Origin of the sequence: Labilibacter marinus, from assembly GCF_001659685.2 — a bacterium.
Lineage (GTDB): Bacteria > Bacteroidota > Bacteroidia > Bacteroidales > Marinilabiliaceae > Saccharicrinis > Saccharicrinis marinus.
Genome location: NZ_LXYE02000008.1, coordinates 19,248 through 44,145, shown reverse-complemented (window position 1 = coordinate 44,145; position 24,898 = coordinate 19,248). Strand labels below are relative to the sequence as shown.

At 35.3% G+C, this 24,898-nt stretch carries 18 protein-coding genes; 2 read left to right on the top strand and 16 right to left on the bottom strand.

The features are described 5' to 3' along the window. Position 1 precedes the first annotated feature (1 nt). Both A8L32_RS03420 and A8L32_RS03415 read right to left on the bottom strand, forming a co-directional pair. Positions 2–343, bottom strand: a complete 342-nt coding sequence (locus tag A8L32_RS03420; protein WP_066627819.1) for a hypothetical protein — start codon at positions 341–343, stop codon at positions 2–4. Between the two features lie 53 nt (positions 344–396). Then, the gene (locus A8L32_RS03415) at positions 397–978 is read right to left on the bottom strand and encodes an RNA polymerase sigma factor (protein WP_083631159.1); all 582 of its coding nucleotides are present in this window, start codon (positions 976–978) and stop codon (positions 397–399) included. Between the two features lie 161 nt (positions 979–1,139). On the opposite strand from A8L32_RS03415, the gene A8L32_RS03410 reads away from it, so the two are divergent. Together A8L32_RS03410 and A8L32_RS03405 are read left to right on the top strand one after the other, a co-directional pair. Beyond that, complete coding sequence (locus tag A8L32_RS03410) at positions 1,140–3,365, top strand: sensor histidine kinase (RefSeq protein WP_066627815.1); 2,226 nt, start codon at positions 1,140–1,142, stop codon at positions 3,363–3,365. 80 nt (positions 3,366–3,445) lie between these two features. After that, positions 3,446–4,153, top strand: a complete 708-nt coding sequence (locus A8L32_RS03405; protein WP_066627812.1) for a 16S rRNA (uracil(1498)-N(3))-methyltransferase — start codon at positions 3,446–3,448, stop codon at positions 4,151–4,153. Here A8L32_RS03405 and A8L32_RS03400 read toward each other — a convergent pair whose 3' ends face one another. From A8L32_RS03400 to A8L32_RS03335, 14 genes are all read right to left on the bottom strand, one after another. Then, positions 4,154–4,552 carry an RrF2 family transcriptional regulator gene (locus A8L32_RS03400; RefSeq protein WP_066627807.1) on the bottom strand — a complete coding sequence of 133 codons (399 nt, stop codon included), beginning with the start codon at positions 4,550–4,552 and terminating at the stop codon, positions 4,154–4,156. Between the two features lie 205 nt (positions 4,553–4,757). After that, positions 4,758–5,249 carry a hypothetical protein gene (locus A8L32_RS03395; RefSeq protein WP_066627805.1) on the bottom strand — a complete coding sequence of 164 codons (492 nt, stop codon included), beginning with the start codon at positions 5,247–5,249 and terminating at the stop codon, positions 4,758–4,760. A gap of 232 nt (positions 5,250–5,481) precedes the next feature. Further along, on the bottom strand, positions 5,482–5,928 hold the full coding sequence (locus A8L32_RS03390) for a hypothetical protein (protein ID WP_075590043.1): 447 nt from the start codon (positions 5,926–5,928) through the stop codon (positions 5,482–5,484). Positions 5,929–6,361: 433 nt separating this feature from the next. Beyond that, positions 6,362–7,999, bottom strand: coding sequence for a sulfatase (locus A8L32_RS03385; RefSeq protein ID WP_066627801.1), 1,638 nt, complete (start codon positions 7,997–7,999; stop codon positions 6,362–6,364). Positions 8,000–8,025: 26 nt separating this feature from the next. Next, complete coding sequence (locus A8L32_RS03380; RefSeq protein ID WP_066627798.1) at positions 8,026–9,540, bottom strand: family 16 glycosylhydrolase; 1,515 nt, start codon at positions 9,538–9,540, stop codon at positions 8,026–8,028. 3 nt (positions 9,541–9,543) lie between these two features. Continuing rightward, positions 9,544–11,010, bottom strand: coding sequence for a sulfatase family protein (locus tag A8L32_RS03375; protein ID WP_066627796.1), 1,467 nt, complete (start codon positions 11,008–11,010; stop codon positions 9,544–9,546). Between the two features lie 14 nt (positions 11,011–11,024). Beyond that, positions 11,025–12,728, bottom strand: a complete 1,704-nt coding sequence (locus A8L32_RS03370) for a family 16 glycosylhydrolase (RefSeq protein ID WP_066627793.1) — start codon at positions 12,726–12,728, stop codon at positions 11,025–11,027. 502 nt (positions 12,729–13,230) lie between these two features. Next, entirely contained in the window at positions 13,231–13,584 is a 354-nt protein-coding gene (locus tag A8L32_RS03365; protein ID WP_066627790.1) for a hypothetical protein, read from the bottom strand. A gap of 66 nt (positions 13,585–13,650) precedes the next feature. Then, on the bottom strand, positions 13,651–14,541 hold the full coding sequence (locus A8L32_RS03360) for a T9SS type A sorting domain-containing protein (RefSeq protein ID WP_066627787.1): 891 nt from the start codon (positions 14,539–14,541) through the stop codon (positions 13,651–13,653). An 805-nt stretch (positions 14,542–15,346) separates the two neighbouring features. Further along, on the bottom strand, positions 15,347–15,784 hold the full coding sequence (locus A8L32_RS03355) for a hypothetical protein (protein WP_066627784.1): 438 nt from the start codon (positions 15,782–15,784) through the stop codon (positions 15,347–15,349). Between the two features lie 60 nt (positions 15,785–15,844). Next, the gene (locus tag A8L32_RS03350; RefSeq protein WP_066627782.1) at positions 15,845–17,614 is read right to left on the bottom strand and encodes a hypothetical protein; all 1,770 of its coding nucleotides are present in this window, start codon (positions 17,612–17,614) and stop codon (positions 15,845–15,847) included. Between the two features lie 14 nt (positions 17,615–17,628). Next, on the bottom strand, positions 17,629–19,416 hold the full coding sequence (locus A8L32_RS03345; RefSeq protein WP_066627781.1) for a RagB/SusD family nutrient uptake outer membrane protein: 1,788 nt from the start codon (positions 19,414–19,416) through the stop codon (positions 17,629–17,631). Between the two features lie 10 nt (positions 19,417–19,426). After that, on the bottom strand, positions 19,427–22,540 hold the full coding sequence (locus A8L32_RS03340; RefSeq protein WP_066627778.1) for a SusC/RagA family TonB-linked outer membrane protein: 3,114 nt from the start codon (positions 22,538–22,540) through the stop codon (positions 19,427–19,429). Between the two features lie 544 nt (positions 22,541–23,084). Beyond that, positions 23,085–24,698 carry a tetratricopeptide repeat protein gene (locus A8L32_RS03335; RefSeq protein ID WP_066627776.1) on the bottom strand — a complete coding sequence of 538 codons (1,614 nt, stop codon included), beginning with the start codon at positions 24,696–24,698 and terminating at the stop codon, positions 23,085–23,087. Positions 24,699–24,898: the final 200 nt, after the last annotated feature.

Below are 24,898 nucleotides of genomic sequence, written 5' to 3'. Positions count from 1 at the left end.
CTTACTCGTTACCTATAATTTCATCCGATAAAATAAACTCATTATCCCAAGCTGAATAATAGTTTAAGGCAATCTCAGAACCATCAGACTGTTCAGCATCTACCTCATTAGAACTATTATAAACGTAAAAATTAAACACATTAAAAATAACCAGTAATACTAAAACTGGCTTCAAGGCTACGCTTAACCTGGTAAAAAACACGGAGCTATCCTCTAACTGTTCTACCTTACCTATGATGCGTGTAGTAAAAAATGGCGAAGTACTTACTCTCTCCTTTACTGAAGTACTATCTAAAATTTGATTTACCTCACGTTCTATATTTTTATTTACATCCTTCATCATCTTGCTCCTTTACTATATTAGACGTTGTTGTTTTTTAAACCCCTTACTTTTTTTTACAAATAGTTTTTTATTTGCTTTTCGAGTATGCTTTTGAGTTTCTTTTTAGCTCTTAACAATAGTGACTCTATACTTTTAGCAGAAGTATTCATTATCTCTCCCACTACTTGCTGCGAGAGTCCTTCTATTTGCGTTAATACATAGGCTTCTTTTTGTCGGGATTGCAACCTACTAAGTGCGTAATATAATAATTCCTTTCGCTGCTCTTGTATTAAAATGTCCGAAGGATCTTCCGCTGCACCTACACTCCACTCGTTATTTTTAAAATCACTGATATAAGAAGTTAAATCGGCACCCCTTTTTATCCTCTTCTGTTTTCGAATATGATCCAATGATTTATTGGAAGCTATCCTGAAAATCCAGGTAGAAATGGATGATTTAGCATTAAACTTCTTCAACGATTTATATACCTCAATAAATACCTCTTGCGAAATATCTTCTGCATCAGCAATATCGTTGGTATAGGAATAGCAAATATTAATAACACGTTCTTTATAATCGTTTACTAACGATTCAAATTCACGCATATTACCTGCTAATATTTGATTAATTATATCGAGTTCCTTTACCTGATCCATTTTAAAACTTAGGTCATTTAATGCTTTAGACGTTAAGTGAAATTAAATCCCTCGTTAATTTACAAATATTATCAGTTTATAAATTTAGAAACATTCAAAATATGTTCGTATTGCTTTTTTTTTAACTTTATACAGTGTAATCCCTATAGAATAACAAACACATGCGAATAAGCCTTTTATTAATATTGGTTCTGTTTATTTCTTGCCTAAAGCTTGGTGCCAAAGATATTAAAGAAATACTTCTCCTTAATTCATACCACACAGGTTACCAATGGACGGATGACTTAACCAAGGGCGTATTAGACGGTATTGGACCACACGATAAAACTAGGGTTTTTGTGGAATATATGGACTATAAACGATTTCAAAACAAAGGCTTTTTTTACGAACTCGAAAACCTATATAAATACAAATACCAAGATCTTGATTTGGATGGAATAATTCTAGCAGATAATTATGCATTTGAATTTTTCATGGATAAAGGGGATAGTATATGGAATACCGATATACCTGTTACGGCTTGTGGGGTTAATGATATTCAGAAATACGATTACGACACATTAAGAATAAAAGCTATTAAGGAAGAAATTGATGTTGACAATACCATCAAGAGTATATTTAAATTAAATCCACAAACCGATTCATTAATATTAATCTCTGATCAAACTCTATCTGGAAAGATATTCTTAAGTGAGTTTTTGTTCCATTATCAGCATTTACATATTAATGTGCCTTATATCATTATGGATGGATCGAATTATGAAAATATTCGAGATCAGATAAAAAAAATAAAGCCTCAAAATAAAGCCATAGTACTACTAAGCTTGTATTCGAATAAATATGATGTACCTGTAGAGATGAAGGACATTGGAAAAGAACTCTTGGGAGATCTTGAGATTCCTATATACAGCTTTTGGTTCTTCTTAATGGATAATTTAATCACTGGTGGTAGTTTAATTTCATCTTATGATCAAGGTTTTGATGCGGCAAAAGTGTTAGCACAAAGGATGAATGATCCCAATGTGCTTATTCCAAGTTTACAAAGCTCGAAGCATCATTTACATTTCGATTATAACTTAATTCAAAAGCATCAGTTAAACGAAAAAGCACTCCCTGAATTTGCAACCTTTGAAAACAAACAGATTCCCTTTTATGTGCGCTTTAAAAAGCAATTGATTTACTTTTTAACCACATTGATCGTCTTAATAGTTATCATCTTGTTTTTAATGACTAATATAATACTACGCAAAAAAACAGAACTTAAACTAATTGAGAGCGAAAAACGGCTTGAATTGGCTTTAAACGGTGCGAACGAAGGATTATGGGATATCCATTTTAAACGAAAGGAAATTATCTATAATAATAACCTGGCAACACTTCTTGGATATGAGAATGCGGATGAACTAGATATATCATTTTGTAATTGGAGAGGTTTGTTTAGACCCCAAGATTTATTGCAGTTTAAAGAAACATTTATCCTACATTTACAAGATAGATCTCCTATTTTTAAACTAGAAACACAACTATATACTAAATCAGGTGACTTGAATTATTATCTGATTAATGGTAAAATAACTGAGCGTGATGCCAATGAAATGCCCATACGTGTTACTGGTGTAATTATGGATATTTCGGCACAAAAAGAATTTGAAACACAACTAAAAATAGCCAAAGAAAAAGCTGAAGAAAGTGACCGACTTAAATCTTCATTCTTGGCTAATATGAGCCACGAAATTAGAACACCGATGAATGCCATCTTAGGATTCTCAGACATTCTTCTTTGCCAAGAGCTAAATAAAGTAGAAAAGGAGACTTACCTATCTCAGATAAAAAATAGTGGAGAAAACTTATTACATATCATCAATGACATAGTGGATATTTCTAAAATAGAATCTGGTCAATTGATGATACGTAAGGAGAAAGTTGATTTAAATAAACTGCTTTCCAACATAGAATACGCAGGTAATACATTGATTAAAGCAAGAAAGAAATCTATCTCGTTTATTGTTCAAAAAGCTGAAAATGGGGAGCAATTTATTTATTCCGATCCTTTTAGATTAGAGCAAATATTCTTGAATTTAATTTCTAATGCAGTAAAATTTACTCATAAGGGAAGTATAAACGTCAACTTTACAAACCACAATAACTCCTTTGTTTTTCACGTAACGGATACTGGCGAAGGCATATCAGAAGAAGACCAACAAATTATTTTTGAACGCTTTAGGCAAGCAGAAAGCTCTACTAAAAAATTATTATCAGGCACAGGATTAGGTTTATCTATTACGCAAAGCTTAATTCACTTGTTAGATGGAGATATTTCGGTAAAATCGAAATTAGAAGAAGGGTCTGAATTTACATTTAATATTCCTTCTAAATCTGTTTATTAGAAATTCTATCCCATCAACAAGTTTTTGTTTTAAACAATTATATTTGTGTTCCTAAAAAATCACCTATAACAAGTATTGGTATGTATTTATTTTACGAGCGCAATTTTTCAAACAATGGCCATATATTATCTCCAGATGAATCTAAACATTGTGTTAAAGTTTTGCGTCATCAAGTAGGCGACTGTATATCAGTAATGGATGGGAAAGGTTCTATATTCAAAGCAGAGATACTCGAAGCTGCACCAAAGAAATGTGTACTCAAAGTTCTTGAAACCAAGACAGAAAAACCTCGTCCATTTTCAATACATATGGTGGTAGCTCCTACTAAAAATATTGATCGCTTAGAGTGGTTTTTAGAGAAGGCAACTGAAATTGGAATTGAACAAGTTACGCCTATCCTTTGTGATCATTCCGAAAGAAAGGTGATTAAACCCGAGCGTTTAGAAAAGGTGATTGTATCTGCAGCCAAACAATCTTTAAAATCGTATATCCCAACTTTAAACCCCTTAACTACTTATAAAGATTTTATTTTTAGAGAACAAGAAAATACAAACTGTTTTATTGCACATTGTGAGGAGTCATCCAAAGTGCTGCTTAAGAATGCTTACCAGCAAAACTCAAATGCAGTTGTTTTAATTGGTCCCGAAGGAGATTTTTCACCTCAGGAAATTAAACAAGCAGTAGAAAACAAATATCAGGAAATAAGCCTGGGGAAAGAGCGCCTAAGAACAGAAACGGCAGCATTAATGGGTTGTGCTACCCTAAATTTAATTAACCAAGTGGATTGATTAAACGTAATCGGCTAAAGTCTGACGATTCAAAAAATCTCTAAACTCACAAGCTAAAGCAGCAGCTAAATCACCCATCAAACATTTATTAAACGGGCATCTTTCTTTACTACCAGGGCAGCCTTGCACTTCAACAGGCCCCTCAATAACCTCGTATAATTCTAATAAGCTAATGTCTTTGGGGTCTTTTTTCATAACAAAACCACCACTAGGGCCTCTGTTTGAAGCTACAAAATTCTCTTTTGCTAAACGCTGAAACACCTTAGCTACATGATGCCTAGAGCTATCAATCATTTCAGAAATTTGGTTCACATTCAATTTTTGCTCTGTTTTAGCAATTAGAACCATACCATGTAAAGCAATAGATGCCGCTTCGGACAGCGTTATAATTTTAGACATTATACGATTGTTTTTAATAGAATACTTAAATACGTATTTGAAATATTACCCACAAATTAAACAATTACAATCGGTAAAAAAAACTAGATAGGTGAAAAGATAAAGAATAAGCACACGTGCCTGTTCATAAACACATGATTTTAATAATTCATTGCCTCGTGTAGTCGTTATTATTATAATATGAACCAAGCCATAGTAAATAAACCTACTTTAGTATATTGTAGCTTACTTCTATTAGCTTATCATGAAATGGCGCAGGTTTAATTTCAAAGCTTTCATGTTCCTTATATCCATCATGAACACATCCACAATCTGCATTTGAATAAAAGCCCGGCCAACCCGTTGCAGGGGAAAGAACAAAAGTGTGTTTATCGTGACTATTCCAATAAATGGTAATCTCAAAAATATCTTCATCGTCAAATGGCGTATACATATAACCTCTAGCACCCATCGCATTAACAGTTGCTCTTTCAAAAGATAATCTTTGATTATTCACCAATACTTTCCCATCCAACATCTCAATAGGATGATTCTTAGTGTCTCTGATATAAACCTGTATTTCTTTCTCGTCTGGCTCTCCTTGTTCTATTTTAACCTTTACCTTGATGGCTTGTGGATCTGTTATTTCCATATCGCTTAAAATAGATTTACCACAAGATGTAAAAATCAACAATATGGCTAAGTATATAAATTTCATACGTTTATTCTTTGTTTTATTTGATGTAAGGTATTCCCCCAAAAAACCATCCTCTCTGATTAAGGTAAATTATTACGATTTCTAATAAAACCTCAACAAGATTATGACAGATATAATGATATAAACACGTATAAAATTGATCTTAGTCTTGCTACATTTATTGAAATTTGAAGCATAAAAAAACCCAACTATAAAATATATAATTGGGCGTATAATGTGTAGTTCTATTTTCTTACTTAAACATGAATAACATTCTACGTTGCGAATCTGGGATTCCAATTATGTTATTTAAATAGTCCTGCTTAAATAACAACTCACCTTTTTGAATATAACCTTCTCCAAAAGGAATTCTACATCCCCACGAACCAGACATCACTTTCTTATTAAGGTCTGATACCTTAACGATAGTATGAGTACCTACAGTAATAAAGCATGTTTTATAGTTAGTCATTTCTGCCACCGAGCTAGCCATATTTTCTTTGGTTATAACCACTGATTTTGTGGCTTGAGCATAGGCTACTTTATTAAAACTAGCGATAGGCGAATGCTGATTTAATTCTCCTTCTTCAAAGTTTACAACACCAGCTGTAAACTCTTTTATAGTTACATCTTTACCTTTTTGAGCAGAGATGTTTACCATAAATAAGGCAATTAATAATAGTGTAAATGTAGTGCGCATAATTTTATATTTTATACTTGCATTTATAGTTAATCCTCAATTAAACGCACTTCATCAACAAAAGTTACTCTTTAGTCACCATTACTAAATATGTTATTCAACAACTATTCCTTTTAAAACAAGCTCTGCTGTAGCAGGGTTAGTAGCTAGAGGCACATTATGTATATTGCAAATACGTATTAACATATTAATATCTGGTTCGTGCATGTTTAACTAATGGATCTCTGAAAAAGAATACGCCTTTTACTATTCCATCTACTATTTGAACATCTCCTTGTAAAGGCCCTGACTAAACTCGTTGAACTTTTAAAACTGTATTTTGCGCATATTTTCCTGTCGTTCCTGTAGCTATAAATAGAATAAAATAGATGATAAAAACAAAAAAGGATACCCAATTGGATATCCTCTATATGAAAATAGACTAGTAAATTAATTATTGAGGTAAATTACCTTTCCAACCTTTATTAAACTGCGCAAGCAGTTGTTCTACTAATTCAGGCTTTTGGTCTGCAACATTGACTGTTTCTGTTGGATCATTAACATGGTCAAATAATTCAACAAATACAGGTTCTGACGCTGGCTTGGTATAATCCTTCCAAACTACCAAGCGGTAATTTTCCGTTCTCATACCATAACCCATCAATCTTTCTTCAAAAAGCTCTCTGTCCCACTTATCTTTTTGTTGCGCTATAATACGCTCTTCTACCTCCTCGATTAATGGACCAAAATACGTTTCTCGCATTCCTTGAGATAAAGGATTGGCCGCCCATTCGCGTAAAGCTGGACTTGGGAATTGACTAAATACAGCTTTCTTCCAAGGTGTTTCTGGATTATTAATTAAAGGTACGAAGCTATGCCCTTCTAGATGCTCAGGCTGGCTTATTCCAGCTAAATCACATAAAGTTGGATACATATCTACTAATTCAACCAAAGCTTTTGTTTTAGCTCCCTTGTTGTCTTGAGCCATATCAGGTGTCCATATCATCATAGGCACACGAGTAGAAATTTCATAATTGGTTGCCTTTCCCCAAATACCCATATCACCTAGGTGCCATCCATGGTCTGTCCAAAATATGATGATGGTGTTATCTCTTACTCCTGCCTCTTCCAAGGCCTTAATCATCATACCTATCTGAGCATCTACATAACTCACACACGCCAAGTAACCATGCTTTAACACACGCGCTAAACTATCCGAAATTTCTCCTTTTTTAGGAATTCCATAACGAGCGCGCAACTCGAATGAAGGATGTAACCCCATTGCGGCACCGTTTTCAGGCCCTTCTGTTTGTGTGGCTAAAGGAATATTTTCTCGTTCGTAAAAATCCCAATACTTTTTAGGAGCCGTAAAGTTTAAGTGTGGTTTTTTAAACCCTAATCCTAAAAAAAATGGTTTATCAGGATTGTTTTTAATCATATCTTGCATGGTTGCAATGGCTGCTACGGTATTATATCCATCTTCGTAGGTAGCATCTGGCACATCGGCACATTCGTAAGCAGGCCCTTGCCCTAAACCATTTCTGGTAGCATCAGGTCCATATTTTGCCACACTGGCATCTCTACTTTTTTTCCAGTTATCCTGATTTTCTTTTAAGGCATACCCACCTTTAGTTGACGCTCTCTCTGCTTTGGGCTTTAAAGGTTTTCTACTCCATGATAAATCAGGGTCGTTATATTTCCCATGATATATTTTACCCGTACACACTGCCTCATAACCGTTGGCTTTAAAGTGCTGCGGCAAGGTAATAATATCTGGATTTGCATCTCTGAAATAAGTAAAATTCTCAATTACTCCAATGGTTTCAGGACGTGCACCTGTCATTAAACTTGCACGTGACGGACTGCAAATAGCTTGCTGACAATAAGCATTCTCAAAAAGAAGTCCATCCGCTGCTAATGCATCAATATTAGGGGTTATAGCCACTTCGGAACCATAACATCCTAACTCAGGACGTAAATCATCCACTGCAATAAATAAAATATTGGGTTTAGCCTTTGGCTTTTGGGGTGTATTGCAAGCAAAAGCTGTTAAAACAACTGCGCCCAATACAAGGGTCTGTAATATTTTCATGATTATATCAATTAGTTTTTCTCTTTTTATAATTTCGAGAATTTAAGTACTTTTTTTGCTGTACCAGTTCTTACTGAAGCCAGATAAACACCTGTAGGTAATTCATTGATTTTAATTTTACATTCTTGTAAACCAACTACATCTTTACTATGGTGTTTTATGCCATTTAAATCGAATAAATCAACTGAGTAAGATGCAGCATCAACTCCTTGAACAAAGACCACTGATGTTGCTGGATTTGGATAAACCACTACATTCTGCAATGCTAGTTCATCTTCAACACTAACGTTTTTTTCAACTATTTTTATGTCTCTTAACTCTTCAGTTAATGTAACGTCTACTCCACCGCCTTTTGAACTTTTAAAAGTAGGAATTAAAGCATAATAATGCCCCGTTGGTAATTCTTCGGTCACTGTTAATCCGGATAAAGGAATATTTACTTTAGAATAACCTGCTGATAGATTTACAATAGAAGCATCAACCGAAGTAACTGTATTTACAATTTCATCCTGCTCATTCTTCTCCACTAGTTTAACCGTTAATCCACTCCAGTCATCAGCCAATACTTTAAAACCACTTCCCGCATCAAAATAATACTCAAAGTCGAGGTAACCATTAGCCAAACTAAAGCTAGAGTTTTCATACTTATTTTTATCCACAATAATTTGTGCAGGCGCTTCCCATACTCTTACATAATCGCAATACATTTCGGTTGGAAACCCAGGTTCTGGCGATGATTCTGGATACTCCATCACCGTACGGACACCATTAATATATTTTTCGTAGGGCGTTCTTAACCCCATTGAAACCGTTACGTGCATGGGCAGATGCCAATAGTAGTTTTTCTTTTTACCGCGTTCAATACCATCCACATACCAAAAAATTGAATCTGGACGATTTAAAACGCCATAAGTATGATATTCATCTCTAGGATCCCATGGTGCATCCCATGAATTATGGCAAAGTTCTGTATTCCCCTGCCCTGGACGTTTCCATGTTAGCTCACCATTTTCAATGATTCGCGTATGCAGATTCATCTCTAATCGCTTTAGTTGATTCGCTATTTGAAAAATCTCAATAGCATCTATCTCGCAGTATTGTACTCCACCTTCTTCCGTTGGAGTAGGTTGGCCAACACTATATAGCCAAAATGCAGGACAAGTACCCTGCCCCTTTGCACTTGCTTTAATTCTGGTTTCGAAATATCCGTAAGTAATCTCCTTACTGATTTGAGCAATTCCCGAAGTAAAATAAAACTTTTTATCGGCACCCGAAACCTTACGCGTATGCTCTTTCTGAACCATTTGTAAAGTCAGGGCATTGTCTTTTACATATGCATTAGAAGGCTCCCACGACCATGTTCCCCAATCTCTTACATCGGTGTTCCATTTAGATACATCCAAGGTACCTTCATTAAACTCATCCGAATAATCTGTTTTTAAGTTCCACATCATATCTGGATGCGAAACAGGCTTTTCTTGTGCTACCAATGGCACACACAACATTAAAACAGCTATCACCAACAACTCAATCTTCTTCATAATCTAATCTATCTTAAATGTTTTTTCAAAATGTGGCATTTCCATCTCTTTCCACTCAATACTTGTTTGCTTATCATGCCACCATTGTGGTTGTTGATGGGTAGTACTCCAAACTTCAGCTTGAGCAACTAATTCTTTAAGCACTTTTGGATGCAATGCACTCACATCCTTTGTTTCGCCTAAATCTTCATTAATATTATACAGCTTCCAAGGCTCCTGTTGTATCCTTAAAGCTTTCCATTGATCTTTACGTACACCCACATCGGAATATCCAGTGCGATGACGCATGGCAAAAATATATTCGCCTGCACGAGCATTTTTATGGGCAGAGAAATCATCCCAAATATCTTTACCATCTAATATTTTTCCGGTAGGAATTGTAGCTTGCGCTAAACGAGCAAAAGTTGGATAGAAGTCAAGCGCCGATACTGGATACTCATAAATACTACCTCCCTGAATTTGTTTAGGCCAGTGAAAGAACATAGGCACTCTATACCCTCCTTCACAAGTACTTCCTTTGCCTTCGCGAAGTGGGTAATTATTGGCTCCTTTAGATACCTTACCTCCATTATCGCTTAAAAATACGATAAGTGTATTCTCAAATTGTTTATTTTCTTTTAGTGCATCCACCACTCGTTTCACTCCTCTATCTACAGCGTAAACCATTCCTGCATAAGTACGTCGATGCTCATCTTCAATAGCTGGAAACATGGCCATATCTTCGGGTTTGGCTTCTAACGGTGTATGCGGTGCGTTATATCCTAAATACAAAAAGAAAGGCTTTTCAGTTTGTGCCGATTCATTAATAAAACGAACTGCCTCTCGGGAAAAACCATCTGTAATATATTCTGTTTCACTGACCTCTTGACCATTGTGCTGTAAAGGATGTAAGTATTCGAAAATAGCTTTGTTACCATTGGCTTTCTGCTTTTGGTAGGCTGCTCTATATTGCTCAGGAAAGTAATTATGACCTCCAGCCAAGAAACCATAAAAGTCATCAAATCCACGCGCATTAGGATGATACTCATCAGTAATACCTAAATGCCATTTACCAATAGCCCCTGTGTGATAACCAGCATCTTTTAATACCTTACTCATGAATATTTCTGAACGAGGAATTCCTTTATCTAAAAAAACACCCTCGGTATTAGGCGGTAGGTTAAACTGAGACGCGATAGCATGAGGGTATCTACCCGTCATAAATCCAGCACGACTTGGACCACAAAAAGGATGAGTTACATATCCCGCTTTTAAAATGGTGCCACCCTTAGCCAACTTATCTAGGTTAGGCGTAATAATATCCGTCGATCCGTTAAAACCAACATCGGCATACCCTAAATCATCACACATGATGACTAAAATATTTGGACGCTCCACTTCTTCTTTTTTTTGCTTGGTTTGAGAAGCACATCCAATAAGTAAAGAGCAGAAGCCTAAAAAGGCTATTTTTATTATACTATTTCGTTGCATATCTTAATTATAAATTAATTCCTCACTTTTATTTTTGTTGTTACCTTGTCGTTATCCGATTCAAGAACCAACAGGTAAAGTCCACTTTGTAAATCAGCAATTGGTAAAACACATGGTTCTGTTATTTTCTCTTCCTTTTTTAGCAACGCACCCATATGATTATAAATATAAACATACTTAACTAGAGGTGCTTCAATATTTAAAATATCGTTACAAGGGTTGGGGTAAACAGAATAACTTAAATTCGATTTATTATGGATAGATGTTGTGGTACTTGATTCAACAGAAATATCATCGATATATAATGTACTGGATGTTCCTGAAACATCACCGGATTCTATGCGCAGACGGATTCTATCATTACTTCCTGAAACCTGATTTCGTGTAAAGTTACGCGTTAACACAACCCATTTTCCAGTTTCAATACCTGTTAAATCAAAGGAGTTGATTAACCAAGGATCTTCAAAAATAACATCTATTTCGTCGATGGCGCTATTAGGCTCTAACCACACTTTCATTGAAAATGTAAATTCCCCCGTTTCTAACTGCATAGATTTAAATGGAGCAAAGGCTACTGCTGTTTCTGTTAAGGTAGTAGAATGTGCAAACTTTAAGGCATTAATACCTGTAGCTGCTTTTGTGTTTTGAATAGTAAAATAACTGGTTGATGCTGCTGGAATATACCAATTCTTGCTCGCCCCATCTATAGAAATAGGTGCATCAAAACTATAAAACGCATCATCCAAAAGGTTTCTGGATTCTTCTACTTCTTTTTGCCATACACGAACATATTCTATTTCAAAATCAACGATACCATCCTCTTTTTCACCAGCAGGACTGTTTAATTCTAGGTCTGCTTTACTGTCAGGTATTCCGTGCCAAGGAAATGTTTCTTGATCTAACCATATTTTAATGGACTTGGTAATTACATATCCCTTATCGTGCCCCTTAGCCTCGGCGTAAGCATCTATTTCTTCGGCAGTAGCTTGAGTAAACAATACGCCATCCACATAATATTTTACGCCCGTTTCGTCCCACTCAATACCATAAATATGAAAATCGTCGGCCACTCTAAAGCCTAGGTCGTGATGTTCTGTATAAACAGAAGCCCCTCCTTTGCCTGGGCTCCAATCGTGAATGGACCACCAAAGCTCTCTATTCTTATCCAATTTGTTTGGTTGTCTGTGATCTCCAAACATCTCAAACATGTCAAACTCAGTGTTATTACCCGTTGCCCAAAAAGAACTAGTTATTTCGGCATCAGCAGCCTTTGATTTAATTTCCATGTATCCATACTGGAACATTTTACGACCAATGATACATGGTGTAGTAATATTTTCGTACACCATTCCATCACTCTGGGCTGTTTCACTAAAAGGAAAATCTGGTTCCCATCGTGTTTCTAATATAAGTTTACCATCCTCTAACCTATAATTATTGCCTGAGAACTGCGAAGGTGCTCTTCCAATCCATACATTTTTAGCGGGATTATCTGGATCTTCGTAAACCGGTTGGCCATCCACCAACTTGCCTACAACCCACCATTTATCTTCGTTGAGTTGTACTGCATCAAACTCATCACTCACCTCTTCATTCAGCTGCCAATTTCCAGTATTAGAAAGATCTGAATAGGGATATGTTTGTGCTACTAAACTTGTAGTATGTAGCAGAACAACGTATACTCCTATATTTTTTAATATTTTTTTTATCCTCAACATAATTGCGTGTTTTCCAAAACCAACTATAAAATTCGATGATGTGTTATTAATGATAATACCCTAAACAAATTTGGCGCTTCGCCCAAACCCGACTTCATTCTGAAACTATTAAGAATACTCAATTCTTAACTGTCCCGATGTCTTGACACAAAAAATGAAGCAAAAAAATTACTTTATGATTTTTGCTCCGTTCGGCATTATTCAAGCAAGCTTGATACTGCGCTCTCTTACCGCAAAAATTCAAGGCTGCTTTTTAAATATCTTTCTTATTTATCTAGCGCTTAAGTGCGGCCGAAGGATTTTCGAGCAAGCTCTCAACTATTCGGTCTTACTATAGCGCTTAGCTAAAACAAAAGCTTTTTAAAAGAGAGGCCAAAAACATGACGCTCAAAAAATATTAATTAACTCGTTTAGGATGCTATTGCTTATTAAGAATTGGAATAACCCTCCCTTCTCTAACTTCCGAAGGGCTATTCCTAAACTAATAAAATCGGATTATTATCTATTTCACAGACTTTAATTCTTCTCTAACCCTCTTTAAAAATGGTTGTAATTCTTTATTCGTTTTACCAGTAATACCTGACAAATAAGTAGTAAACGCTTTATTAATCGTTTTTACCTGAGTTTTCTTTTCCTCCTCTGTTATTTGTCCATTTTTACTTTTCTTATTAATATCAGAAAACTGACTTACATATTCAGTTCGTTCCTTAAGTAACTGTTCTTGCTGCTCCTCGTTTAACGAAAATTCCAGAGTAGCCTCATCAACAAAATATTGAATCTTCTTCTCTTGCCATGCTTGTGCAAATGCAACGGAACATATTACAACCATTGCCATTGTTAATACCCACTTCTTCATATTTTATTGATTTTTAAATATTAAAATTGAGGAAAAAGACACAATGCTTCTACCTCATTATTACATTTACTTAACTAGTAGCTTTTGCGTTTTAATAGTTCCCTTATTAGAAACTTTAACAACATATAAACCTTTATTTAATTGACTTACATCAACTTTCTCTACATCTGATGAAGACACAAATGTTTTCACTACCATACCTGCTACATTACATAACTCTACTTTACTGCCAAATGGTGTTTTAATATTAACGACATTCGTTGTAGGGTTAGGATATACATCCATTTCCACACTTGTTTCAAGCTTAAGATCAGTAGTATTTCCTAGTTCCAATACCATATTATCTACATACATCGCTGATGCTCCAGTTGCATCAGGGTAATCTTGAGGACGTGTTCTAACACCTGTCTTCATTGCTGTATAATCAGGTAATGACACTACTCCTTGAATATCTTGCCAGCCTCCTTGAGTTATAGGGCTACCTCCAACAGTTACTTCTGCAAGCGGAATAGACAATAACGTTGATCCGGCTCCTGCTACTCCAGCATTAGATTCTTGAAAATAAACTAAAAGATTTGTTGGTGGATTTTCAACTATATATATTTTCGCACTAAAAGTATAAACTCCTGCTTCAATATTATTTATATTTCCATCAACATAACCATTTGTACCTCCTAAAATAACTGTTGAATTACCTGATGTTGCAGCAGAAGTCGTTGCTAAATCATCCGTAAAAAACTTTGCAGACCTTTGTCCATGCACAAAAGCTTCTGTACTAGACTCAACATCTAAACCAACAGTAGTTGGGTTTGTAAACCAAAGAACTGCATTCTGCTCAAAGCTTGCATAATAAACATCAGCTTGATCTCCAGACCAATATAAATTTTGGGCATTTGAAAAACTACATGTAATCATCAAAATAACCAATACACTAAACTTGAGTAATTTTTTTTTCATAAGATTTTAAATTAAATAGTTTTTAATAGCTGCTTTATACAATATTCTATAATCTCTAATGTATAAGGCATTTTTAATTTCACTACTAAAAGTATGGTTGCATGGGCTTTAATCTGTACAACTGCGTTAATTTAATGTACGCATTCGTACATCAACCTAAACCACTGATAAACTATCACTTACAAGACCATATCGTATACCAATAGACTTACCAATACATAAAATAAAGATGTTTTAACGCAAGTATGAAGGATAGAAATATAAAGGAGGAAAAAGAAGCAGTAGACCTAACAAGTAAGATGCATTTTAATATGATTTTTTATACAAGTCTATTGACATTAAAATCCTTATTTGGGAGTTTAGGAGCATAACAAAAATCGGTGTTAGCTATTTGGCTTTTCCCTCAAAAAAACCAGCTATGTGTGTCAAATCTCTTTCTAAGTGCACCCAAGCTCATCTATCTTTGTCAGATTTATATCTATGTGTGTCGGATGAGCATCTATCTTTGTCAAATGAATAACTAAGTGCCTTTAATGATTGGCAGAATGTAAATAAGCCTATGATATAAAAAAGAACGGTCCTTTATTACCACCATGTGATAAAGAACCGTTCCGTCGCCCTGAAAAGTGCTAGCGTAAGTTATTGAGGTTATAAAAATTTGTTTCAATTACCATAATAAAAATCAATGCCCTCCTCAATATCATTCATTAAACTTTCCAATATTTTAGTTAATGAGTTATAATCCGTCAGCATAAAGTATTAAGATGTAAGTCTTTTGTCTTTATACTTTTGTCTTACTACTTAATTAATACAATCTTGTATCCGGAAAAATTTTCATTGTTCCAGTAGCTATTTGCACTTTTTCTGTTTCGCTGGCATCGTAAATAGTATAAACTCCTGCACTATCCTCTTTAGTACCTGTGTACACATACTCATAAAACACTATTGCTTCGCCTTCGCCTTTTGTAAGCATGTAACTTATATCATAATCGCTAGCTGTTGACACATCCTGATAATCAGTTATAGCAAAACTTTTTAAAGCACTTGCCTTTTCAAATTCGATAGTAAGAGACTGCTGTGGGTATACCTCAATAGCATGTAAGGCCATTTCTCCTTCGATATTGGTTAATGCATAAACAGGCACCTCTGCAAGATCTGATTCGTTCCACTCGTATTCTTCGCAGCTTACTAAAGCTAGAAGCACGAATACCAAAAGTGATGATATATTTATAAATTTCTTCATTGTTTTAATTTTGAGTTATTAGGCCCTCGCACAATGTAATGCGAGGGCTAAAATATTTTGTTATGGACGTATGCCTGCATCAATTTTTACTATGCTCATGTCATCTAAATAGAAGGTTTGAACATCAGTAGCTACAACTCCAGGGTTATCAGCTGCACTAACTGTAAACTGATATCTATATTGTTCTGCACTTGATCCTCCAATTTGATTAGGGAAACTTGCTATACTTTTAATAGTAACCCACTCTCCTTGTTGTACATTGGATAAATCCCACACAAACGACACCTCAGTTGGCCAACTTCCTGTTTTTGGAGAAACATAACTACGTATCGTTTTAATGGTAGATTCTGGCTCAATATAAATTTTATGAGAAACTTCATAAGCTCCTGGTGCTAAATCAACAGATTGTTGCATTTGCATCCAACCTAAGTTTGGTCTAACAGGTGTAAGTGTGCCATTATATTTCATGGAAGCCTCACCTTCGAATTGCATATTTTCAACACGCGCCCATTCTGGGTTAACTGCATCCTGGCCACCTACCCAATATTGCGGACAGAAAGCCTTATTTAAACCAGCTCCACCCGTTTCATATCCTGAGTGTGCACCATTATCCGTTAACTCATTATCTCCTCCTACAGGAATTTCTACCGATGCATCAGTAAACGAAACAAATGGTCTTTCATCCACAGAAACAATATCAGTTCCTGTGGCATCAAAGCTTACTGTAATCTGGTCATCACCATAAATAGCCTCTGCCAATGTTAAGTTCATTCTGGTTGCGTTGCTCGCATCTACAGATACAGCTGTTACAGCAATATCTTTATCTACTCCTTTTGAAGTATTCACCACATGTACAGTAAAACCAGCCTCAGGATTTGTACCTAAAGAAGCTACCTCTCCGGTAACGTTCAAGGCCAACTCTGTTTGACCTGTCCATACAGCACCATCAGCGTATGAGAATGGTTGAGACGACTGAACAACTTTTAATTTTAGTGGAATAATTTTTTGAGCTTGTACATAACGCCCTTCAGATGCAGATCTTTTGGAAATGATATTTCCTAAACCAACCGTTTCGTATTGGTAAGTACTAAAGTAAACATTAGCTGCAGAGTCGGTCGTTACAGCTGGGTCGCTACCATTTCTAATGGTCCAAGTTCTTGTATCAGGCTGAATAAATTCAGGGTGCTCATCTACTGTAAGATCAACAAACCTTAAACGCTCTCCTACCTCTACTTCAACACTTGGCCAAGTATCAGATTCCTCAATATTTGGTTCATCATCAGCTCCAATGGTTAATAAAACCTCACCATCTGATATTGACCCATCTGGATTAACAACAACTCTACAAACTTTATAGGCTGGTAAAATTGGTCCATAAACATCTACTGTAAAAGTAGTGTCAATTACCCAAACATCACCTTCTTGTTTAGCCTCTAACTTGCGCGCTCCATCATAAGTTACTTTCTCGGTAAATGTATTTCTTAAACGAACTGATTTTCTTCCTGATTCTGAAAAATAAACATTAATTCCGGAAGCATCGCTTGTTAACCCTTGAGCCTCATCAATAAATAAATGTAGAGAGTCTCCTTGTTTCACATCAGAAGTTAAAAAGTAGCTACCTTCTTCAATGATCCACTCGTGACTTATTGGGTTTTGAGAAGCGTCAATAAAAGCCATCATATCCTCTTGAAATATTCTATATTCAGTTACGTTTGGCATACTTGTATACCAAGTAACATCGTTTACTGGATATGGCGCCTCGTAATCATCCTCACAGGCAACAAAACCAAGTAATGCAACTAATAGTATGTATATATTTAAATTCTTCATCTTACTAAATTTTGCTAATTAAATATGTCAGTATTCGTTACTGTTTCAGTTGAAGGAATAGGTAACCAAGCATGCTTTTGGTAATTAAAATTTAAAGCAGCTTGCTCGTAATCCTTTAATAAAATAAGCGTAGGATCATTAGGATCTGTATCAGTAATTGTACTGTGCCACTTAGTTCTGGCATTTTCTCCTCGTGTTACGGTATAGTGTGCACTCCAAAAAGTTTCGTTGGCATGCATATCAAAGTTTGATTTTAAAATACCCCATCTACGTAAGTCGAACCAACGAATACAGTGTCCTTCGATAGAAGTTTCTAGTGGTTTTTCAACATTTTGCAAACGTGTTAATAATGTAGTAGCATCATAGTTTACTTCATTATAAGTATGAGAAGCATCTCCGTTACTTGGTCCTATTAATTCTAAGGCCCAACGCTGGCGCACCATATTGATATTTCTAAGCGCTTCTGTAACATCATTTTTATAGATATAACACTCCGCTAGCATCATATAGATATCTCCTAATCTGCTTAATGTAACATTTTTACCCGAACGCTGATTACCACCTGGATTATCTTGCTCTCTATCTAAAATATCGTGGTTATTAAATATTTTATACCTAGAAAATCCATTCTGTGTTCTTTTATCGTTACTCGGGAAAGAAACCGCATTGTGTACTAATCCATCGTAATACTTGGTAAACTCATCTTGTACCACACCAATCATAGCAGATGTACGTAAAGAAACAGGGCGAGGAACAAATACACCAGGATCTTCTGGTTCTTCTACCATATTACGAGAATCTAACGGATCCATTTTTTCGTTTACGTAAGCATTGGTTACCCATAACGAAGGAAATACATTGCTTGAGTTTGATCCTCTCCCATCAAAAGTAAAAGCTAAACGGTTACTTACATTATCTTCTACCCAAGTACTGTACTCTGGGTTAACGGTATTAGAAAAAGCTATTTCAAAAATAGATTCTTTGTTCATTTCGCCAGCCGTAGTAAATAGCAAAGCCATATCATCTACCAACTCGTAATTTTTAGAACCGATAATGTACTCGAACTTAGTTATAGCAGAATCAATTTCTACCATATCAATATTACCAGGCCCTGGTAATGTTCCTTGATATAAATAACTTGTTCCTAACATTGCAGCAGCAGCTCCTTTTGTTGCTCTTCCCTGATCCTTTGAATCGGCATATACCTCTGGAAGATTATTATAGGCGTATTGTAAATCTTTTCTGAAGAATTCAACTACCTCTTCTGATGTAGATAATGATTGGTTAAAATCTTCTAGATTACCCGGAACTTTATCTTTAATGATAATAGATCCTCTGTTGTACGTTGAGTGTAAATAAAAATGATATAAACCTCTTAAAAAACGAGCTTGTGCCATTTGTACAGTCCATGCTTCTTCACTAGATACATTCTCCATGTTATGTAAGGCTTCAATCACCTGATTGGCACGGAAGATACCCATATAAAGAATTTCCCACTTTTTAATAACGCCATTATTAGAGTTATCGTAACTATGGGTATACCAAACCGCACCTTCGCCAGTATATGTTGGACGACCAAAACCTGGTGTAGCTAAGTCGGTACGAGGTGCTTCATAAGCAATGTTTAAAGCAAAATCACTAACCATAGCGGCATAAGCAGCCGTTAAAGTTGAATTTGTTTGATTCAAATTGGTCCAGTACGTGTCTTTATCCGACATGTTAGGATTGCTTTCCTCTAGATAATCGCTACACGAAGATAGTGCCACAACTAATCCTAAGGCTATATATTTTAATATTTTCATTTTCGTCTAATTAAAAGTTAAGATTTACACCAACTGAATAAAGAGAAGTAACAGGATAGTTTCCTTTATCAAGACCTCTATTGGTAACATTTCCTCCTACTTCAGGATCGTACCCTTGGTAGTTTGTAAATGTTAATGGGTTTTGAGCTGTTACATAAAACCTACACTTACTTAGTTTTAATTTAGATACTGCACTTGTTGGCAAAGTATAACCCAGTGTTACGTTTCTTAATCTGATATAACTACCATCTTCTAACCATAAATCGGTATTTCCGTGGTAGTTTTTGTGTGCGTTAGGCTCACCTCTATAAGCAGGAATTGGCGAAGTTGGATTCTCCACAGACCATTGCGATGTCATATCTGCATGTCTGTTCCAAGCATAAGCTGTTGCTTTTGATCCGTTCATAATTTCATGACCAATTGCTGAATACCAGCTCATTGAAAAGTCGATATTTTTATAATCGGCCTTTACATTAAAACCTACTTCAAATTCTGGTAAACCACTACCTCCGTAAACTCTATCAGCATCAGTTATCACACCATCTTTATATGTATCTGCATACATCAAATCTCCCATTTTAGCGGTAGCATCTATTTTTTGATACTCAGCTAATTTAGCATGCGTATCAATCACACCTTCTGTTTTATAGATAAAGAAAGCACCTGCTTCATATCCTTCAGCTAAAGCAGTAACCTGCGACTGAGCTCTTCTTCCTGCAATAAGTCCACCATCGTTTAACAAAGTAAATCCGCCTAAACCATTGATTTTAGTTACCTCATTATCGTTGGTTGAAAATGTTCCGCTTAAGTCCCATTTTACATTACCTGTTTTAGCTTTATAGGCTAATGCTAACTCAATACCTTGGTTGGTCATATCGCCCACATTAAGCATTACTACCGAACTTTTAGGTGTTTCCATTTGAGAAGTTGGAAGAGAACCATTTGAAGGTGCTACTTCAATTGGCATTAACATATCCTTTTTACTCGTAGTATAATACTCTGCCGTTAAGGTAATTTTGTTATTTAAAAAGGCTAAATCAACCCCGTAGTTACTTTGAATAGAAGTTTCCCATTTTACATTGGCATTGGCATAACTTTGTTGTGCACTACCATAGCTTTGCTCGCCACCCAAAATATAATCTACTCCATTAATAACACCGGCCGAAAAAGAATATGGCGTAAAGTTTTGGTTACCTACTTGCCCGTAACTTCCTCTTAACTTAAAGGTATTAACTACATTAGAAACAGCAGAAAAGAATGGCTCATCAGAAACATTCCATGCTGCCGAAGCTGAAGGGAAAGTACCCCATCTGTTTTCTGCTGCAAATTTAGATGATCCATCGCGACGAACACTGGCACTAAGTAAGTATTTACTTTTGTAGTTATACTGTACACGACCGATATAACCAATTAGTTTGTTTACATAGTCGTTACCCATAGAAGAAGCCGCAGGGTTTGCTACCGCACCATCCAACACATCAACATTGTTATTAACTACTCCTACTCTACTGGCTTCAAAACTATCGAAAGTATATTTTTCTGTTGACTGACCAGCATATAAGGTCATATTGTGCTTATTAAAGCTTTTACGATAAGTAGCTCCAATATTATAAGTAGTAGATCTACTTTTAGTAGCTGTCATACGTACATAACTATCTCGCTCTGGGTCACTGGTTAAATCACCTTCTGCATCATACACTTCCTGAAAAGGACTAAAACTATGTCTGTAATCATTAACACCTCTAACCGCAGCTCTGGCACTAATGTTAAGCCCTTTCATTACATTGTAGTTTACATTTAAGTTTGCAAACTGATTGTTACGAGAAGTAACATCTGTATTTCTAAAACTATCGAATACCCAATTTACGTTATTTGCTTCATGATCGCCTGTAGCATAAATAGGCTCATCCGAATTAAAATCTAAATCGTTATTGGTTGGGTGATATTTAATGGTTTGTGTAATAATTCCGCCTGGAGGACGATCCGTTTCTTCTAACGATCCACCAACACTTGCATTAATTCTCCACTTATTGTGATTATAAACCGTATTGATACGCGTATTGAAACGTTCAAAACCAGAATTTATCACAACACCTTCTTGGTTATAATAACCTACAGTAACGTTGTAAGAAATATCCTTAGAACCACCCGACATGTTTAAGTTATAATCCTGCGTTGCAGCATTATCAATAAATACATGCGATCCTAAATCTGTTTCATTTTGGAAGTAATAAGGGCTACGTAACATTTTTAAACGTAACTCATCATCATTAATACCTTCAAAGTTGTGTTTCAACTCTAAGATATCAGCATAAACCTGATCCGACGAGTTCATTAAAGGCGTACCAGAACGAATATCTCTAATACCATAGTTAGCATTTAAGCTAACACGCATTGTACCAGCCTTACCTTGTTTAGTGGTAATTAAGATAACACCAGCAGCACCTCTAGTACCATAAATAGCACACGATGCAGCATCTTTCAAAATATCGATGGTTTCAATCTCGTTAGTACTTAAACGTGGGTCGCCTTCCATCGGAACACCATCAACTACATATAATGGTGTATTACTACCATTAATAGAAGTTACACCACGAATTAAAATACTAGAACTTTCTCCTGGCTGGCCAGAAGCAGCCGTAACATTAACACCAGCAACTAATCCTTGTAAAGCATTACCCACATCCGATGTAACAATTTTGCTAATCTCTTCAGACTTAACCTGAGCAACAGCTCCAGTTAACTCTTTCTTTTTAACCGTACCGTAACCAATGGCTACTACTTCATCTAAACCAATCGTCTCCGATTCTAGTTTAACGTTTAAAGGAGCTCCTATGGCTTCAGCTTCCTGGCTTTTCATTCCAATAAAACTAAAAACAACAATTTCTCCTTTGTTGGCACGGATTACATACTTACCGTCAATATCTGTAATGGTTCCATTGGTTGTTCCCTTTACAACTACACTTACACCTGGTATTGGTAATCCATCCTCAGAACTTGTAACTACCCCTTTAACTCTTAGCTCTTGTGCCATGGCTACACTACTAAAAGCTATTAGAGCGATAAAAGAGATGAGTAATACCCGACTCATTCTTTTTTGAAAGTTAAATAACTCACTTTTCATAGACTCATTTTATTTGTTGTTATAAAAATTGAAAATCTTATTTATGCTCTTGCCATAATCAGAGTTGGCATGCGCATTCCTAATTTCTGTTTACAAATTTTCACACTTATCAAATCTTTTTAGACCTAATTCGTCAATATGTATGTACTGAAACGTAAATAGACAGATCTGAACAACAACACCTAAAACACTATAAAACTGCAGTTTAATTACACATAAAGACATACTAGGGTAAAATAGTGCCAGTCTTTGAATAATAAGTGTAAATGGTAATTTTGATTAAAATTTAAGATTTTAAGAAAAGTGAATACGGAAAATACTACCATGAATTAGTTGAATATGGGTACCTCGTTAGTTTTAAATTAAAGACGAAACCTCACTATAACTAAAGGATATTATAATGATATTTTACTTGGCTTACTCCTATTTCAACATTAAAATATTACGCTCAAATAAATATCTGAACAAATTGTAAGGAGAAATTTCAAAGATGCTAAAAGCTCTATTAAGGAAATAGGGTGACGAAAATGGATATTACGTTTTACTATTTATAAGCTTGTAAATATTCAGATAAGATGACCTCTCTTTGCAGATCCATTTTCTTACGCAGGCGGCTCCGTGAAGTATTAATACCCTCGACGGTAATCCCCATTATTTGAGACATATCTTTACTACTAAAGCCTAGTTTAATGAAAGCGCACATTTTTAAATCGGTTGGAGTTAAACGCGGGTATAATTCTTTCAGCTTTACAAAAAAACTATCGTTTACTGCCGCAAACCTAGCTTCAAACTCTTTCCATTTATTAGAAGTATCCACTTGTAGCGAGCTTTTTACATCCTGAATAATTTCAGCATTAGCACCTTCAAGCTTTAGTTTTGCTATACGTTTTTTAATATCCGCTTGCCAGTTATCCTGTTCTAACAATTGTAAGGCAGAACTTAATAGCTCTTTGTTTTTTAATTCGAGTATTTCACTTTGTTTTTCTATTTCGAGCAGGTGCTTTTGGTTTTGCAGTTTATGACTTAGAATATCCTTACGTGCTTTTCGTTTAAACAAAAATACGAGCACTATTATCATGATTATAAAGCCTAATACTATCAAATAAGTCTTTAATTGTAGAATTTGATTTTTAGTTTTGATGAGTTGCATTTCCTGTGCGAGCACCTCTTCTTGATATTTATTCTTTATTTCGAATAATTGCTTGTTTTGAGACTGGCTGGCGCTAAAAAAACGATTATTTAGCTCCACTGCTTTTTGTTGGTAATCAAAAGCCTGTTTAAAATCACCTTGATTATAATAAATGCTTGCCAGCTTTTTATAGGACTCTGGCTTTTTATCTAACAATGTTTTAAAGGTATCGATAGCTGCCAAACTTATTTTATAATAAGAAATTGCATTTTTCTCATCATCTACTAATTGATAATACTGTGCCAATCTATATCCCAATAAAGCATGCTCCCTTTTTAGTGGTCCGGTATAATAGCTTTCTAGCTGTTTTAATATAGCATATGCTTTTTCTGCTTTTTGCATTAAAATATAAATATGTGCGAGCTGTGTTTGCGAATGATGTAAAAAACCAGGTTTGTTCTTTATTTTTTTATATTGCTCTATACTCATTAAACACAATCTCTCTGCCCTTTTTAAATCCTTTGTGGTCTTTAACTCAATCCATGCTCCTAAGCCAAAGATACGTCCTTGGTATTTTACTTTTTTTTCGTCTGTTAAGGATGCTGTTTGAACTAAACCGGGAAGTTGTTGGTAACATTCAATTGCTTTTTCATGTTGCTCGTACAGTAAATACAGACCGATTAATTTGTTAAGTATACCAAATTTCTGTTCTGCAAATTTCGGAGCTTCAACCAAGGTAAGCAAATGCCATATTTGGTCATATGCATCACTATACCGTCCATTACCAGTATATACAGTCACCAACTTCAAATTAATGTCTATCATCTTTAAGGTGTCTTGCTGCTCTTTGTAATACGCAATACTCTTTAGAAATTCGTTGATGGATGAATCCGACGATTCAGAATAAACCTCACTGATACGACTTAAGCTCTCTTCAATATTTACTGAATCCAGCTCTATAGCCCACAAAGAAGACGAATTTATTAATAATGCAATATGTAAGAATAATCTGATGACCAATTTAATCATTGAAAGATGCTAAAAAATATAAAACACTGATTTACTGGATTCAAAAATAACAAATACTTAAAAATGCTATGGTAGTTAAAACTAATAAAAATAGCTATTGCTATGATAATGCTATGGTATTTTCTTTCGTTTTCACTTTTGGAACCATGATATTTGTATGAGAAGTAAAAAAATATTCACACTTAACTTATGAAACTAAC

What these genes read in the sequence shown, in the direction of transcription:
- A8L32_RS03415 (WP_083631159.1), bottom strand. Translation starts at nt 978, where the DNA reads ATGGATCAGGTAAAGGAACTCGATATAATTAATCAAATATTAGCAGGT.
- A8L32_RS03370 (WP_066627793.1), bottom strand. Translation starts at nt 12,728, where the DNA reads ATGTTGAGGATAAAAAAAATATTAAAAAATATAGGAGTATACGTTGTT.
- A8L32_RS03360 (WP_066627787.1), bottom strand. Translation starts at nt 14,541, where the DNA reads ATGAAAAAAAAATTACTCAAGTTTAGTGTATTGGTTATTTTGATGATT.
- A8L32_RS03350 (WP_066627782.1), bottom strand. Translation starts at nt 17,614, where the DNA reads ATGAAGAATTTAAATATATACATACTATTAGTTGCATTACTTGGTTTT.
- A8L32_RS03395 (WP_066627805.1), bottom strand. Translation starts at nt 5,249, where the DNA reads ATGAAATTTATATACTTAGCCATATTGTTGATTTTTACATCTTGTGGT.
- A8L32_RS03380 (WP_066627798.1), bottom strand. Translation starts at nt 9,540, where the DNA reads ATGAAGAAGATTGAGTTGTTGGTGATAGCTGTTTTAATGTTGTGTGTG.
- A8L32_RS03400 (WP_066627807.1), bottom strand. Translation starts at nt 4,552, where the DNA reads ATGTCTAAAATTATAACGCTGTCCGAAGCGGCATCTATTGCTTTACAT.
- A8L32_RS03385 (WP_066627801.1), bottom strand. Translation starts at nt 7,999, where the DNA reads ATGAAAATATTACAGACCCTTGTATTGGGCGCAGTTGTTTTAACAGCT.
- A8L32_RS03405 (WP_066627812.1), top strand. Translation starts at nt 3,446, where the DNA reads ATGTATTTATTTTACGAGCGCAATTTTTCAAACAATGGCCATATATTA.
- A8L32_RS03345 (WP_066627781.1), bottom strand. Translation starts at nt 19,416, where the DNA reads ATGAAAATATTAAAATATATAGCCTTAGGATTAGTTGTGGCACTATCT.
- A8L32_RS03355 (WP_066627784.1), bottom strand. Translation starts at nt 15,784, where the DNA reads ATGAAGAAATTTATAAATATATCATCACTTTTGGTATTCGTGCTTCTA.
- A8L32_RS03390 (WP_075590043.1), bottom strand. Translation starts at nt 5,928, where the DNA reads ATGCGCACTACATTTACACTATTATTAATTGCCTTATTTATGGTAAAC.
- A8L32_RS03340 (WP_066627778.1), bottom strand. Translation starts at nt 22,540, where the DNA reads ATGAAAAGTGAGTTATTTAACTTTCAAAAAAGAATGAGTCGGGTATTA.
- A8L32_RS03335 (WP_066627776.1), bottom strand. Translation starts at nt 24,698, where the DNA reads ATGATTAAATTGGTCATCAGATTATTCTTACATATTGCATTATTAATA.
- A8L32_RS03410 (WP_066627815.1), top strand. Translation starts at nt 1,140, where the DNA reads ATGCGAATAAGCCTTTTATTAATATTGGTTCTGTTTATTTCTTGCCTA.
- A8L32_RS03365 (WP_066627790.1), bottom strand. Translation starts at nt 13,584, where the DNA reads ATGAAGAAGTGGGTATTAACAATGGCAATGGTTGTAATATGTTCCGTT.
- A8L32_RS03420 (WP_066627819.1), bottom strand. Translation starts at nt 343, where the DNA reads ATGATGAAGGATGTAAATAAAAATATAGAACGTGAGGTAAATCAAATT.
- A8L32_RS03375 (WP_066627796.1), bottom strand. Translation starts at nt 11,010, where the DNA reads ATGCAACGAAATAGTATAATAAAAATAGCCTTTTTAGGCTTCTGCTCT.